Here is a 13,119-nt window from a genome sequence, read left to right as displayed (position 1 = left end):
TGCCGCGCCTTGCGGCGCGGGGGCGGCGTTGTTTGTGGTGCGGCTCACGCCGCACGGGCCGGTGCCGCGACCAAACAAAGACTCCCGGTGCCGGGAGCAAACAACTCCCCCGCAACCTCAATCCACCCTCAATCCCGCTGCCAGCGCGCCCAGATCGCGGTCGGCAGGATCAGCCCGCGCGCTTCCTCGCGCACGCCCAGTTCGCCGCATTCGACGCGGCCGGGCAGATCGGCAAAGGCCTGGGCGACCAGCTCGCCGATCGCCAGCGCCGACAGCCGCACCGCATAGACGGTGAGGAACAGGAAGCGCGATTCGGCGTCGAGCAGGCGGCGGCAATCGGCAACCAGCGGCGCCAGATGCTCTTCAAGCTTCCACACCTCGCCTTCGGGGCCACGGCCATATTTGGGCGGATCGAGGATGATCCCGTCATAACGCCGGCCGCGCCGCACCTCGCGCGCGACGAACTTCGCGGCATCGTCGACGATCCAGCGCACCGGCCGGTCGTCCATCCCCGACAGCCGGGCATTGGCGCGCGCCGCCTCGACCGATTTCTTCGAGGCGTCGACATGCACCATTTCGGCCCCGGTCGCCGCCAGCGCCAGCGTGCCGACGCCGGTATAGCCGAACAGGTTGAGCGCGGTGGCCGGCTTCAGGCCGCGCATCCAGTCCCACACCGGGGCCATGTCGGGGAAAAATCCCAGATGCCGGAACGGCGTGCAGGCGGCGGTGAAGCGCGCCTCGTTCCAGGCGAGCGGCCAGCCCTCGCGCGGGACCGGCCGGTCGAAGCGCCAGCGCCCGCCGCCATCCTCGTCCGATCCGGGCACGAACTCGCCGTCAGCCTGCCAGTCGGCGCTGGCGGGCGCCCACATCGCCTGCGGTTCGGGGCGGATGAAGCGGTAGCGGCCATAGCGTTCGAGCTTGCGGCCATGGCCGCTGTCGATCAGGCCGTAATCGGCCCAGCCATCGCCGATGAGCAGCCGGGGCGCGTCCATTCAGCCCTGCACCCCGGCAACCGGCGTCGCGCGCGCGGCGATATGGCCGATCACCGCCTCCAGATCGTTGGGCAACAGGCTGAACCGTTCCTCGCGCTCGAACAGCTTGCCGACGCGCGCCGGGAGCGAGGGGCGGATGCCGGTCGCGCGTTCGACCGCGTCGCGGAATTTGGCCGGATGCGCGGTCGCCAGCGTCACCACCGGCACATCGCCGGGCAGATCCGCCGCCCGCGCGGCGGCGAGCGCGACGGCGCTGTGCGGATCGATCACCTCGCCCGCGCGCTCGCACGCCCAGCGCATGGCGAGCGACATTTCATCGGCATCGATCCGCGCGCTCGAAAACAGCGGCCGCGCGCCCGTCAGCTGCGCATCGGTGAGCCGCATCGCCCGGTTGGCGGCAAAGGCCGCCATCTGGCCGGGCACGGCGGCGGCATCGAGATCGTGGAGCAGCCGTTCGAAGTTTGAGCTGACCTGAATGTCCATCGACGGAGTCGCGGTGGGCGTGACCACCCCGGCGGCATAATCGCCGGTCGACAGAGCCCGGTGCAGAATGTCGTTTACATTGGTGGCAACGATCAGCCGCGCCACCGGCAGGCCCATGCGCGCGGCGACATAGCCGGCGAACACATCGCCGAAATTGCCCGTCGGCACGGCAAAGGCGACCTGCCGGTCGGGCGCGCCCAGCCGGACGGCGGCGTAGAAATAATAGACGATCTGGGCCATCAGCCGCGCCCAGTTGATCGAGTTGACCGCCGACAAAGTGAAGCGGCCGGCGAAATCCGGGCGGCCGAACATCGCCTTCACCATCGCCTGGGCATCGTCGAAACTGCCCTCGATGGCGATGTTGTGGACATTGGGGGCGAGCACCGTGGTCATCTGCCGCCGCTGCACGTCCGACACCCGGCCATGCGGGTGGAGCATGAAGATATCGACCTTGGCCCGCCCGGCGAGCGCGTCGATGGCGGCCGAGCCGGTATCGCCCGAGGTCGCGCCGATAACGGTCAGATGCGTGTCGCGCCGCGACAGGAAGCGCTCGAACAACAGGCCGAGCAGCTGGAGCGCGACATCCTTGAACGCCAGTGTCGGGCCATGGAACAGCTCCAGCAGCCAATGGCGCTGGTCGAGCTGGACCAGCGGCGTCACCCCTGCATGGGCGAAGCGGCCATAGGCCTGGGTGCACAGCGCCTTCAGCGCATCATCGTCGATCGCCCCGCCGACAAAGGGGCGCATGACGGCAACCGCCGTGTCGACATAATCCAGCCCGGCAAGCGCGGCGATCTCCGCCCGGTCGAGGCGCGGCCAGGCGCTGGGCACGTAAAGCCCCCCGTCACCGGCAAGGCCGGCCAGGGTCACGGCCTCGAAATCGAGCGTCGGCGCCGCGCCGCGCGTGCTGATATAGTCCATGGCGGGCCGGATTAACCGTCGGGGACCGCCGGGGCAAGAAAGCGATCAGCCGCGCGCGCGGCGGCGCAGGGCGAGCAGATAGATGACCGCCGCGGCGCCGGCGAAGAAGAACCATTGCAGCGCATAGGCGATGTGATTGTCGGGCACATCGGCAAGGCTGGGTGGCCGGGCGGGCAACAGGCCGGGGGCCGGCGTCGTTGCCACCAGCCGCCAGACATGCGCCTTGTCGGGCGCGATCACGCCGCTGACCGGCCCGCCGGTCCAGCGCGGCGGCGCGGGCGTAGGCGACCAGCCCATCACCGCCTGAAAACCCGGCCCCTCGGCCCCGCGCGCACAGGCGGCGACATGCACCCAGCCAGTATCGCCCTTGGGGTTGCGGCCGGCCTGCGCGCTCCAGCCGGTGACGGTCAGGCAATAGGCCGAGGCCCGGCGGAACAGCGGCGGATCGCGCGGATCGGGCACCGCCGGTAGCGCGATTTCGGGCAGGCCGCGCGCGGCGGCATAACGGGCGATCAGCGCCTTTTTCTCGGCCGAACGCGCCAGCTGCCAGATGCCGAGCGCGATCATCACCGCCACCGCCCCGGCGACGATGATGGTGGGGACAAGCGGCAGGCGCAGGGGCGTGCGGGGACTGGTCATGACGGCTCGATCCGGCCTTCGCGCGCCTGATTGCGATGTTCAAGGAAGATCAGCGCCGCCTTGGCCGCGCGCAGGCTGAAGAGCGTCAGCACCAGCGTCAGCGGGCCCCAGAGCAACAGATGAACGAACACCGGCGGCGAAAAACGCAGCTCGACCAGAAGGGCCGCGACGGTCACCACCGTGCCGATGCCGAGCGTCAGGAACGCCGCCGGCCCGTCGCCGACATTATAGCGCCCGAAATCCAGCTCGCACGCCCGGCAGCGCGGCGCGAAACGGACCACGCCATCGAACAATGTCGGTGCGCCACAGGCCGGGCACAGGCCGCGCAGGGCAGCGGCGGCGAGTTCGGGAGACGCCATGTCAGTCCTTCCCCGGCGGGCGGTTTGCGTCAGCTGCAATGCAAAACGGCGCCGGGACGATCCGCCCCGGCGCCGTTTGAACAGGATGGGCGCAGCCCATCACCGGATCAGCCGTGAACCGGCGCGCCCCAGCTGCCCCACACATAGATGGCGACGAACAGGAACAGCCACACCACGTCGACAAAGTGCCAGTACCACGCCGCCGCTTCGAAGCCGAAATGCTGGCGCGGGGTGAAATCGCCGCGATAGCCGCGCACCAGGCAGACGATCAGGAAGATCGTGCCGACAAGCACGTGGAAGCCGTGAAAGCCGGTCGCCATGTAGAAGGCGGCACCGTAATTCAGGCCCTTAAACGGGATCGGCGAGTGCAGATATTCATAGGCCTGGATGGCCGAGAACAGCAGGCCGAGGCCGATGGTCAGCCACAGGCCCTTCTTGAACCCTTCGCGATCGCCGTTGATCAGCGAATGATGCGCCCAGGTCACGGTGGTGCCCGAGCAGAGCAGGATCAGCGTGTTGAGCAGCGGGAAGGCGAACGGATCGATCACTTCCAGCCCCTTGGGCGGCCACTGGGCGGCGATCTCGGCGATCTGCGCCGACCCGTCGACGATTTCGAGCGGCACCGGGAACAGCGAGAAGTCGAACCACGCCCAGAACCAGCCGACGAAGAACATCACTTCCGAGGCGATGAACAGGATCATGCCGTAGCGCAGGTGCAGCTGCACGACCGGGGTGTGATCGCCGCTGTTCGCTTCGCGCACAACGTCCGACCACCAGCCATACATGGTGTAGAGCACGCCGGCGAGGCCGAGCAGGAACACATAGCCGCCATAGGCCGCCTGGTGCATCCACATCACGCCGCCGACCGCCATGGTCAGCGCCGAGAACGAGCCCAGGAGAGGCCAGGGGCTGGGGGGCAGAATGTGATAATCGTGGTTCTTGGCGCCGGCCATGATGCGTCCCTGCTCCGTTGATCGAAAAGCCCTAGCTGCCCTGCCCGGCGGAATCCACCGGGTAGAAGGTGTAGCTGAGGGTGATTTGCTGGATATCCTTCGTGTCGGGATCATCAAGGATCGCCGGATCGACGAAGAATGTGACCGGCATGCGCACGCGCTCGCCGGGCTTGAGCGTCTGCTCGGTAAAGCAGAAACACTCGATCTTGTTGAAATATTTGCCCGCCTGATCGGGCGAGACGTTGAACACCGCGCGGCCCGTCACCGGCCGATCGGTCAGGTTCTGGGCATAATAGAACGCCATGTCGCGCGCGCCGACCGCAACGCGCTGCACCGGCTGTTCGGGACCGAAGCGCCAGGGCAGACCCGAGGCGGTGTTCGCGTCGAAACGCACGGCCACCTGCACGCTGCTGGCACGGGTCGGCAGATCGGCCTCGGTCGCGCGCATCGTCGTGCCGCCAAAGCCGGTGACCTGACAGAACAGCCGGTAAAGCGGCACGGCGGCAAAGCCGAGGCCGACCATGGCAAGCGCCATCAGCGCGGCGAGCGCGGCGCTGCGGCGGTTGCGGAGCGCGAGATCGGTCATACGCCCGGCTGCCCGATCTTGGCGAAGGTGAGGAAGAAGAACAACAGCGCCATGCCGGCCAGCACAAGCGCCATCACCCGCGACCGGGCACGCTGACGGGCGCGGATCTCTTCGATCGGATCGGTCATGCGAGCCTCATCGCGACGATGTCGGCAACGAGCGCACCGAACAGGATGAACAGATACAGGATCGAAAAAGCGAACAGCTTTTTCTCGGCCTTCATGCCCTCCACCGGCTGCGCCGGCGGAAAGCCGACGCGCACCGCAAGCAGCAGGAACACCGCGCTCAGCACCGCCGCCGCGACGCCGTAAACCGGCCCGGCAAGCCCCAAGGGCCAGGGGGCGACCGCCGCCGCGATCATCGGCAGCGTGTAGAGGAAGATCTGCCGCCGCGTCGCGCGTTCACCCGCGACCACCGGCAGCATCGGCACGCCGGCATTGGCGTAATCCATGCGCACGAACAGCGCGAGCGCCCAGAAATGCGGCGGCGTCCACAGGAAGATGATCATGAACAGGAGCACCGGCATCAGCGTGACGTCGCCGGTGACGGCGGCCCAGCCGATCAGCGGCGGGAACGCCCCGGCGGCGCCGCCGATCACGATGTTCTGCGGCGTCCGCGGCTTCAGCCACATCGTGTAGATGACGGCGTAGAAGAAGATCGAGAAGGCGAGGATCGCAGCGGCGAGCCAGTTGGTCGCCAGCCCCATGATCACCACCGAAAAGCCCGACAGCGCCATGCCGAAATGCAGCGCCGATTCAGGCGCCATCCGCCCGGCGGGCAAAGGCCGGCGCGCGGTGCGCTTCATCTTGGCGTCGATATCGGCTTCATACCATTGGTTGAGCGCCCCGGCGGCACCCGCCGCAACGGCGATGCACAGGATGGCGGTGAAGCCGATCACCGGATCGATCCCGCCCGGCGCGGCGAGCAGGCCGCACAGGGCGGTGAAGACGACGAGCGTCATCACCCGCGGCTTGGTCAGCGCGAGAAAGTCCCGCCAGTCGGCGGGCATCGGAACGGATGCGTCGAGCGTGGTGCTGTTCATCGCCTGGCACTCTTGCTGTGCAGCCGGCGCGAAAGGCCATGCCTCCCGCGCCGTCCGCTGCACGTCCCGCCAACAGGGCGGGGCCGGTGGCCCGCCGCCACGATCGGCAGCGGGCCGGACGCCGAAGGTCAGTCGATCTTCGGCAGGGTTTCGAACTGGTGGAACGGCGGCGGGCTGGACAGGGTCCATTCCAGCGTCGTCGCACCTTCGCCCCACGGATTGTCGGCAGCCTTGCGGCCGGCGAGCAGCGAGACGATCACGTTGACGAAGAAGATCGCCATGCCGAGCGCCATGATGCCATAGCCGACGCTCGCCAGATGGTTGTAGGCGGCATAGGCATCCGGATAGTCCGGATAGCGGCGCGGCATGCCCTGGGTGCCCAGGAAGTGCATCGGGAAGAACAGCACGTTCACGCCGACGAAGAACACCCAGAAATGCAGCTGGCCGAGCAGCTCGTTATACTGGCGGCCGCTCATCTTGGCGAACCAGTAATAGAAGCCGGCGAACAGCGCGAACACCGCGCCCAGCGACAGCACATAGTGGAAGTGCGCGACGACATAATAGGTGTCGTGCAGATTGTCGTCGACGCCGCCATTGGCGAGCACGACGCCGGTCACGCCACCGACGGTGAACATGAAGATGAACCCGAGCGCCCACAGCATCGGCGTCTTGAAGGTGATCGAGCCGCCCCACATGGTCGCGATCCACGAGAAGATCTTGATGCCGGTCGGCACCGCGATCACCATCGTCGCCGCGGTGAAGTACATCTTCACATTCACGCTCATGCCGGTCGTGAACATGTGGTGCGCCCACACGACGAAGCCGATCACGCCGATCGCCACCATCGCATAGGCCATGCCCAGATAACCGAACACCGGCTTGCGGCTGAAGGTCGCGATGATCTGGCTGACGATGCCGAAGCCCGGCAGGATCATGATGTACACTTCGGGATGGCCGAAGAACCAGAACAGATGCTGGTAAAGCACCGGATCGCCGCCGCCGGCCGCATCATAGAATGCGGTGCCGAAGTTGCGGTCGGTGAGCAGCATGGTGATCGCGGCCGCGAGCACCGGCAGCGCGAGCAGCAGCAGGAAGGCGGTGACCAGCACCGACCACACGAACAGCGGCATCTTGTGCAGGGTCATGCCCGGCGCGCGCATGTTGAAGATGGTGGTGATGAAGTTGATCGCGCCAAGGATCGACGCCGCGCCGGCCAAGTGCAGCGACAGGATCGCCATGTCGACCGCCGGGCCCGCCGAGCCGCTGGTCGACAGCGGCGGATAGACGGTCCAGCCCGTGCCCGCGCCATTGCCGGTGCCGCCCGGCACAAAGGCCGAGCCGAGCAGCAGCAGAAAGGCGGGAACAGTCAGCCAGAAGCTGATATTGTTCATGCGCGGAAAGGCCATGTCCGGCGCGCCGATCATGATCGGCACGAACCAGTTGCCAAAGCCGCCGATCATCGCCGGCATGACCATGAAGAACACCATGATCAGGCCATGGGCGGTGATCAGCGCGTTCCACAGGTGATAGGCCTGATCCATCGAGGCGGTCGAGCCTTCGACGATGCTGGCCCAGCCCTGCAGATACTGGACGCCGGGGGCGGCCAGTTCCATGCGCATCAGGCCCGAAATCGCGCCACCGACGATCCCCGCGATGATCGCGAAGATCAGGTAAAGCGTGCCGATATCCTTGTGGTTGGTCGACAGGAACCAGCGCGCGAAGAAGCCCGGCTTGTGATCGGCATCATGCGCGTGATGCCCATGGTCCGCGACAAAGGCGGACGGGGTTGCAGCAATCTCAGTCATCAGTTGGTACCCTGGCTGGGTTCGCCGCCGGGGGCGGCAGAAACGCTGGCGGTCTCGGCGGCGGGGGCAGCCGCTGCGGCAGCGGCCGGCGCGGCCTCGGCCGCACCCGGCATCTTGCCGCCCTTGGCCGCGACCCAGGCCGCGAACTTTTCAGCCGACACGACTTCGATCGCGATCGGCATATAAGCGTGGCGTGCGCCGCACAGTTCCGAGCACTGGCCGAAATACACGCCTTCCTTTTCCGCCTTGAACGCGATCTCGTTCACGCGGCCGGGGATGGCGTCGAGCTTCACCCAGAAGGACGGCATCGCAAAGCTGTGGATCACGTCGTTGGACGTGGTCAGCAGGCGGATTTCCTGCCCGACCGGAATGACCATGCGGTTGTCGACGGCAAGCAGGCGCGGGCCATCGGCGTCGGTGCGCTGCTTGGCACCCGGCTTGGGCTGGTCCTCGAGCATGTTCGACACGATCTCGAACCCGCCATGATCCGGATACTGATAGGTCCAGTACCACTGGTTGCCGATCGCCTTGACCGTGACCGCATCCTTGCCGGCCGGCTTGAACTGGGCGGCGAGCAGGCTGATCGAGGGAATGGCGATGCCGACCAGGATCAGCACCGGCACCAGCGTCCAGATCACCTCGATCGCGGTGTTGTGCGACGTCTTGGACGGCACCGGATTGGCGGCGCGGCGGAAGCGGACGATGCACCACAGCAGCAGGCCGAGCACGAGGACGCAGATCGCGACCATGATCGGCATCAGCAGCGCATCATGCATCCAAAGCGCACGGCGGCCATTGGGCGAGAACTGGGTCTGCAGGCCGATCGCGCGATCGGTCGGCATGCCGATGCCGGCCACCGGGGCCTGCACGGCGTCGTCGGCGGGTGCCTGGGCCGCAGCCGGAGCTGCGGCCACCGGTTTGGCTTCGGCCGCCACCGTCGCTGCTTGTTGGGGCGCATCCTGCGCCTGGGCAATGGCCGGCGCACATGCGAGGCCGATCGCGAGCAAGAGGGTTTTGGCGAGCTTCATAGGCGTCCCGTTTTCTTCCATCGGTTGTTGCTGGCGGACGCCGGCAACAGGCGGTCCTGACAACGAAATCGGGCGGCTTATAGGCGCGGTTCCGGGCCGCCTCAAGATCGGTTATGTCCGCTAACATATATTATAGAACACGGGCGCAGCATTGCACGCCCGGGGCCAAGCGCGTATCGCGGCGGGCATGACCGCCGCCGCTTCCCCCGACCTGTCCGACGATCAGATTCTGGCCGAATTCCGTAGCGCCGGCGCGCTGCTCGACGGGCATTTCATCCTGTCATCGGGCCTGCGCAGCCCCCGTTATCTGCAATGTGCGCGGGTGCTGATGAACCCGGCGCGCGGGGCCCGACTCGCCGCCGCACTCGCCGCGCGGCTGCCGGACGATGTGCGCGCGGCGATCAGCGCGGTGGTGTCGCCGGCGATGGGCGGGGTGATTGCCGGCCATGAAATGGGCCGCACGCTCGGCGTCGATGCGATGTTCCTCGAAAGGCCCGACGGGGTGTTCCATCTGCGCCGCGGCTTTGCGCTGGAGCTGGGGCAGAAGGTGCTGATGATGGAGGATGTGGTGACGACCGGCCTGTCGTCGCGCGAAGCCATTGCCGCGATCCGCGCCGCCGGGGGCGAAGTCGTCGCCGCCGCCGCGCTGGTCGACCGGTCGAACGGCAGCGCCGATCTGGGCGTGCCGTTTTTCCCGCTGATCCGGCTCGACGTGCCAAGCTATGCGCCCGACGCGTTGCCGCCCGAGCTGGCGGCGATCCCGGCGGTCAAGCCCGGAAGCCGCGCGGCATGACCCTGCGGCTGGGCGTCAACATCGATCATGTCGCCACCATCCGCAACGCGCGCGGCGGCGACCATCCCGATCCGGTGCGCGCGGCGGAGATCGTCGCCGCGTGCGGGGCCGACGGCATCACCGCTCATCTGCGCGAGGACCGTCGCCATATCCGCGATGCCGATCTGGAACGGATCATGGCCGCGACCGATCTGCCGCTCAATCTGGAGATGGCGGCGACCGAGGAGATGCTGGCGATCGCGCTGCGCCACCGCCCGCACGCCACCTGCATCGTGCCCGAAAAGCGCGAGGAGCGGACGACCGAGGGCGGGCTGGACGCCGCCGGGCTGCACAACCAGCTGGCACCACTGGTGTCGCGGCTGGGCGATGCCGGCATCCGCGTCAGCCTGTTCATCGAACCCGATCCGCGCCAGATCGAGGCGGCGATCCGGCTGGGCGCGCCGGTCGTCGAGTTCCACACCGGCCGCTATGCGCATCTGCTGCTGGCGGACGATCAGCCGGCGGCAACCGCCGAGCTGGCGCGCATCGCCGATGCCGCGGCGCTCGCGGCCAAGAACGGCATCGAATCGCATGCCGGGCACGGGCTGACCTTCGCCAATGTCGTGCCCATCGCCGCCATCCCGCAGATTGCCGAGCTGAACATCGGCCATTATCTGATCGGCGAGGCGATTTTCATCGGGCTGGACCAGAGCATCCGGCAGATGCGGGCGCTGATGGATGAAGCGCGCGGCATTACGGGGACGCGCGCCGGTTCATGATCGTCGGCCTCGGCTCCGATCTGTGCAGCATCGAGCGGATCGCAGCCTCGCTCGCGCGGTTCGGCGACCGGTTCGAACAGCGGGTGTTCACCGATGCCGAGCGCGCCCGCGCCGCGCGGCGGCCGCTGACCAAAGCGGGCACCCTCGCCAAGCGCTTTGCCGCCAAGGAGGCGTTTTCCAAGGCGGTCGGCACCGGCTTTCGCCGCGGCGTGTTCATGCGCGACATCGGCGTGGTCAACCTGCCCTCGGGCGCGCCGACGCTCGCGCTGGAGGGCGGCGCGCGCGCGGCGCTCGATGCGCTGATCCCCGCCGGCCATGTCGCGCGGATACATTTGACATTGACCGACGACCATCCCTGGGCGCAGGCGTTCGTGATTATCGAGGCGGTGGCGGAATGATGGCACCGCCCCGATCCCCGTTCAGCGCCTGCACAGCCACAGGGTGCAACAGCGGCAGGCGCATGGCCGGGGGCATGATCGGGTGAACGGAACGGACGGAATGGAACAGGGCGCGACGATGGCAGGGCCGAAAGACAAGACCGACTGGCTGGCCGAGGCGCGCGGCATCTTCTGGCTGCTGCTGGCAGTGCTCGGCTTTCACAGCTTCATCGCCAAGCCATTCTATATCCCGTCGGAATCGATGATGCCCGGCCTGCTGGTCGGCGACCGGCTGGTCGTGTCCAAATATCCCTATGGCTGGTCCTATGTCTCGCCGACCTTCCATATCCTGCCGTTCATGCCGGGGCGGCTGTTCGGGCGGCTGCCGGAGCGCGGCGATGTCGTGATCGCCTCCCCGCCGGGCGTCCGGCAGGATTATATCAAGCGGGTGATCGGCCTTCCCGGCGACCGGATCGAGATGCGCGGCGGCACTCTGGTGCTGAACGGCGTGCCGGTCCGGCGGTCGCTGCCAGCGCCGCGACTGATCCCCGTCGACGCCAATGCGCCATGCCGCGACGACCAGTTTCCCGGCCGCCTTGTGACCGGCCCGGACGGCAAGCCCTATTGCGCGCTGCCGATCGTGCGCGAAACCCTAGCCAATGGCCGCAGCTTCGACACCATCGATCTGGGGGCCAGCTCGACCGACGATTTCCCGCCGCTGACCGTGCCCGAGGGGCATGTGTTCCTGGTCGGCGACAATCGCGACCGCTCCGCCGACAGCCGTGTGCCGCTCGACCAGGGCGGGCTGGGCGGGCCGGTGCCGTGGGAGAATCTGGGCGGCCGGGCGGAGTTCATCACCTTCTCGCTCGACGGCACGGCCGAATGGTACAATCCGATCAGCTGGCTGCAGGCGCTGCGCGGCGGCCGGGCGGGCAATTCGCTGCATCCGGCACGCGCGGAGCGCTGACCGCGCGCCGGCCCGCTCCAGGCCTTTGATTTGGCGCATTTTCCGAGTCGCCGGGTGGATCCAACCCGGCTTGAAAATGCTCCAGGCCAGGCCGCGCATCACAGCCGACGCCGGCCCAAAAAGTTCGGGCGCTGAGCCTGAAGCGCAGCGCCCGGAACGATCCGTCGAGATTGGGGAAAGGCCGGAGGCTCAGCGCGGCCCAGATGCCGCGCCGGGCATCCCGCCCGGCATGCCCTGCTGTTGCTGCTGCATCTGCTGGAGCACCGCGGCGGGGATGAAATCGATCAGCTCGACCTCGAAAATCAGCAGCGAGTTGGCCGGGATCTTGCCGCCGCCGACTTCGCGCTCGCCATAGCCCAGCTCGGGCTTGATCCAGAACCGCGCCTGACCGCCGCGCTTGAGCAGCTTCAGCCCTTCGGAAAAGCCGGGGATGACCTGCGCGACCTCCATCGGGGCGCGTTCATTCTGGTCGAACACCGTGCCGTCGCGCAGCATGCCCTTATATTTGACGAGCACGACATCGGTATCGGCCGGGCTGTCGCCCTCGCCGGCCTTGAGCATCTGATATTGCAGGCCCGATGCGGTCTGGGTGACGCCGGGCTGGCCCGCATTCCACGACAGGAACTGCGCGGACGAGCCGGTCTGCGCGATCACCGGGCCGGTGCCGACCCAGGCGAGCCCGAACGCGGCCACCGCCGCGACGCCAAGGCCGCCCCACAACATCGACAGCACCCGCCGGGAAACGGGACGAAGCGGAACGGCGGTCACGGACATGGATCAACTCCGGTGGTCAGGCCCGGTCAGTCGGGCGATAACGGCCGGCAGCTAAACCACAGCCGGCCGTCCGGGGAAAGCCGGAAAGCCAGGATATTGGCGCAAAAGACGAAAATGCCCCCGTGCGGGGCAAAGGGGGCGGACCGGCCGCCCCCGCCAGCGTCTTACTTGACGCCGTCGCGCTCGGCCCGCTTGCGCTCCAGCTTGCGGGCGCGGCGGATCGCGGCAGCGCGCTCACGGGCGCGCTTTTCCGACGGCTTTTCATAATGGCGGCGCAGCTTCATCTCGCGATAGACGCCTTCGCGCTGCAGCTTCTTCTTGAGCGCGCGCAGCGCCTGGTCAACATTGTTGTCGCGGACGAGGATTTGCATAACGCCGTCAGACTCCGTTTCCCGAAAACGGATGCGAGGCCGACAGCCGGCCTCTCACCCGCAAAGCATAATAGAAGGTTCGTCGCAAACCGGGTTTGCGCCGTTCGCGCCGCCCTAGCAGCCGGATCGCGATTCGACAAGCATTTGCGCGCAGCCGCCCGGCAATCGCCGCGCACGCCCTTGATTTCGGCGCGGACGGCCCCGGAATCGCAAGGCCCCGCGCACCCATGCGGGCGGCGGGGCCTTTGTCCCGGCAGCCCGTTTCCGGGCA

16 protein-coding genes are annotated in these 13,119 nt (G+C 67.7%); 4 read left to right on the top strand and 12 right to left on the bottom strand.

The window, feature by feature from the left end:
- Positions 1-128 precede the first annotated feature (128 nt).
- From OPU66_RS07995 to coxB, 10 genes are all read right to left on the bottom strand, one after another.
- Entirely contained in the window at positions 129-992 is an 864-nt protein-coding gene (locus OPU66_RS07995; RefSeq protein ID WP_498553095.1) for a class I SAM-dependent methyltransferase, read from the bottom strand.
- Positions 993-2,396: a threonine synthase gene (gene thrC, locus OPU66_RS07990; protein WP_498553094.1), complete on the bottom strand. Its 1,404-nt coding sequence runs from the start codon at positions 2,394-2,396 to the stop codon at positions 993-995. It lies immediately after the preceding gene.
- A 45-nt stretch (positions 2,397-2,441) separates the two neighbouring features.
- Positions 2,442-3,035 carry an SURF1 family cytochrome oxidase biogenesis protein gene (locus OPU66_RS07985; RefSeq protein WP_498553093.1) on the bottom strand — a complete coding sequence of 198 codons (594 nt, stop codon included), beginning with the start codon at positions 3,033-3,035 and terminating at the stop codon, positions 2,442-2,444.
- Complete coding sequence (locus tag OPU66_RS07980) at positions 3,032-3,394, bottom strand: DUF983 domain-containing protein (RefSeq protein ID WP_498553092.1); 363 nt, start codon at positions 3,392-3,394, stop codon at positions 3,032-3,034. Before OPU66_RS07980 ends, OPU66_RS07985 begins: the two co-directional genes overlap by 4 nt.
- Before the next feature lie 107 nt (positions 3,395-3,501).
- On the bottom strand, positions 3,502-4,347 hold the full coding sequence (locus tag OPU66_RS07975) for a cytochrome c oxidase subunit 3 (protein WP_498553091.1): 846 nt from the start codon (positions 4,345-4,347) through the stop codon (positions 3,502-3,504).
- 31 nt (positions 4,348-4,378) lie between these two features.
- Entirely contained in the window at positions 4,379-4,933 is a 555-nt protein-coding gene (locus OPU66_RS07970; RefSeq protein WP_498553089.1) for a cytochrome c oxidase assembly protein, read from the bottom strand.
- On the bottom strand, positions 4,930-5,061 hold the full coding sequence (locus OPU66_RS07965; RefSeq protein ID WP_498553087.1) for a cytochrome c oxidase system small membrane protein: 132 nt from the start codon (positions 5,059-5,061) through the stop codon (positions 4,930-4,932). The genes OPU66_RS07970 and OPU66_RS07965 overlap by 4 nt, the downstream gene beginning before the upstream one ends.
- A complete protein-coding gene (locus OPU66_RS07960; RefSeq protein ID WP_498553086.1) occupies positions 5,058-5,975 on the bottom strand; it encodes a heme o synthase in 918 nt (305 codons plus the stop codon). Before OPU66_RS07960 ends, OPU66_RS07965 begins: the two co-directional genes overlap by 4 nt.
- A gap of 128 nt (positions 5,976-6,103) precedes the next feature.
- Positions 6,104-7,780, bottom strand: a complete 1,677-nt coding sequence (gene ctaD / locus OPU66_RS07955) for a cytochrome c oxidase subunit I (RefSeq protein WP_498553085.1) — start codon at positions 7,778-7,780, stop codon at positions 6,104-6,106.
- Positions 7,780-8,808 carry a cytochrome c oxidase subunit II gene (gene coxB, locus OPU66_RS07950; protein WP_498553084.1) on the bottom strand — a complete coding sequence of 343 codons (1,029 nt, stop codon included), beginning with the start codon at positions 8,806-8,808 and terminating at the stop codon, positions 7,780-7,782. The genes ctaD and coxB overlap by 1 nt, the downstream gene beginning before the upstream one ends.
- A 211-nt stretch (positions 8,809-9,019) precedes the next feature.
- On the opposite strand from coxB, the gene pyrE reads away from it, so the two are divergent.
- The 4 genes from pyrE (at position 9,020) to lepB (ending at position 11,703) form a co-directional block, all read left to right on the top strand.
- Positions 9,020-9,601 carry an orotate phosphoribosyltransferase gene (gene pyrE / locus OPU66_RS07945; protein WP_498553122.1) on the top strand — a complete coding sequence of 194 codons (582 nt, stop codon included), beginning with the start codon at positions 9,020-9,022 and terminating at the stop codon, positions 9,599-9,601.
- Positions 9,598-10,359 carry a pyridoxine 5'-phosphate synthase gene (locus OPU66_RS07940; protein WP_498553083.1) on the top strand — a complete coding sequence of 254 codons (762 nt, stop codon included), beginning with the start codon at positions 9,598-9,600 and terminating at the stop codon, positions 10,357-10,359. The genes pyrE and OPU66_RS07940 overlap by 4 nt, the downstream gene beginning before the upstream one ends.
- Positions 10,356-10,757, top strand: coding sequence for a holo-ACP synthase (gene acpS, locus OPU66_RS07935; protein WP_498553082.1), 402 nt, complete (start codon positions 10,356-10,358; stop codon positions 10,755-10,757). The genes OPU66_RS07940 and acpS overlap by 4 nt, the downstream gene beginning before the upstream one ends.
- Positions 10,758-10,875: 118 nt before the next feature.
- On the top strand, positions 10,876-11,703 hold the full coding sequence (gene lepB, locus OPU66_RS07930) for a signal peptidase I (RefSeq protein ID WP_498553081.1): 828 nt from the start codon (positions 10,876-10,878) through the stop codon (positions 11,701-11,703).
- 189 nt (positions 11,704-11,892) lie between these two features.
- Here lepB and OPU66_RS07925 read toward each other — a convergent pair whose 3' ends face one another.
- Together OPU66_RS07925 and rpsU are read right to left on the bottom strand one after the other, a co-directional pair.
- Entirely contained in the window at positions 11,893-12,477 is a 585-nt protein-coding gene (locus tag OPU66_RS07925) for an FKBP-type peptidyl-prolyl cis-trans isomerase (protein ID WP_498553080.1), read from the bottom strand.
- 164 nt (positions 12,478-12,641) lie between these two features.
- Positions 12,642-12,848: a 30S ribosomal protein S21 gene (gene rpsU, locus OPU66_RS07920; protein WP_046348761.1), complete on the bottom strand. Its 207-nt coding sequence runs from the start codon at positions 12,846-12,848 to the stop codon at positions 12,642-12,644.
- Between the last annotated feature and the right edge of the window lie 271 nt (positions 12,849-13,119).

This window comes from Sphingomonas sp. URJC2 (genome assembly GCF_059803575.1).
The sequence above is the reverse complement of the archived record's forward strand: the minus strand, read 5'-3'. Positions and strand labels throughout refer to the sequence as shown.

Excerpts from the sequence above, each read along its gene's own strand:
- OPU66_RS07985 (WP_498553093.1), bottom strand. The coding sequence starts at position 3,035 with ATGACCAGTCCCCGCACGCCCCTGCGCCTGCCGCTTGTCCCCACCATC.
- ctaD (WP_498553085.1), bottom strand. The coding sequence starts at position 7,780 with ATGACTGAGATTGCTGCAACCCCGTCCGCCTTTGTCGCGGACCATGGG.
- OPU66_RS07925 (WP_498553080.1), bottom strand. The coding sequence starts at position 12,477 with ATGTCCGTGACCGCCGTTCCGCTTCGTCCCGTTTCCCGGCGGGTGCTG.
- lepB (WP_498553081.1), top strand. The coding sequence starts at position 10,876 with ATGGCAGGGCCGAAAGACAAGACCGACTGGCTGGCCGAGGCGCGCGGC.
- OPU66_RS07965 (WP_498553087.1), bottom strand. The coding sequence starts at position 5,061 with ATGACCGATCCGATCGAAGAGATCCGCGCCCGTCAGCGTGCCCGGTCG.
- OPU66_RS07970 (WP_498553089.1), bottom strand. The coding sequence starts at position 4,933 with ATGACCGATCTCGCGCTCCGCAACCGCCGCAGCGCCGCGCTCGCCGCG.
- acpS (WP_498553082.1), top strand. The coding sequence starts at position 10,356 with ATGATCGTCGGCCTCGGCTCCGATCTGTGCAGCATCGAGCGGATCGCA.
- thrC (WP_498553094.1), bottom strand. The coding sequence starts at position 2,396 with ATGGACTATATCAGCACGCGCGGCGCGGCGCCGACGCTCGATTTCGAG.
- rpsU (WP_046348761.1), bottom strand. The coding sequence starts at position 12,848 with ATGCAAATCCTCGTCCGCGACAACAATGTTGACCAGGCGCTGCGCGCG.
- OPU66_RS07995 (WP_498553095.1), bottom strand. The coding sequence starts at position 992 with ATGGACGCGCCCCGGCTGCTCATCGGCGATGGCTGGGCCGATTACGGC.
- coxB (WP_498553084.1), bottom strand. The coding sequence starts at position 8,808 with ATGAAGCTCGCCAAAACCCTCTTGCTCGCGATCGGCCTCGCATGTGCG.
- OPU66_RS07980 (WP_498553092.1), bottom strand. The coding sequence starts at position 3,394 with ATGGCGTCTCCCGAACTCGCCGCCGCTGCCCTGCGCGGCCTGTGCCCG.
- OPU66_RS07975 (WP_498553091.1), bottom strand. The coding sequence starts at position 4,347 with ATGGCCGGCGCCAAGAACCACGATTATCACATTCTGCCCCCCAGCCCC.
- OPU66_RS07940 (WP_498553083.1), top strand. The coding sequence starts at position 9,598 with ATGACCCTGCGGCTGGGCGTCAACATCGATCATGTCGCCACCATCCGC.
- OPU66_RS07960 (WP_498553086.1), bottom strand. The coding sequence starts at position 5,975 with ATGAACAGCACCACGCTCGACGCATCCGTTCCGATGCCCGCCGACTGG.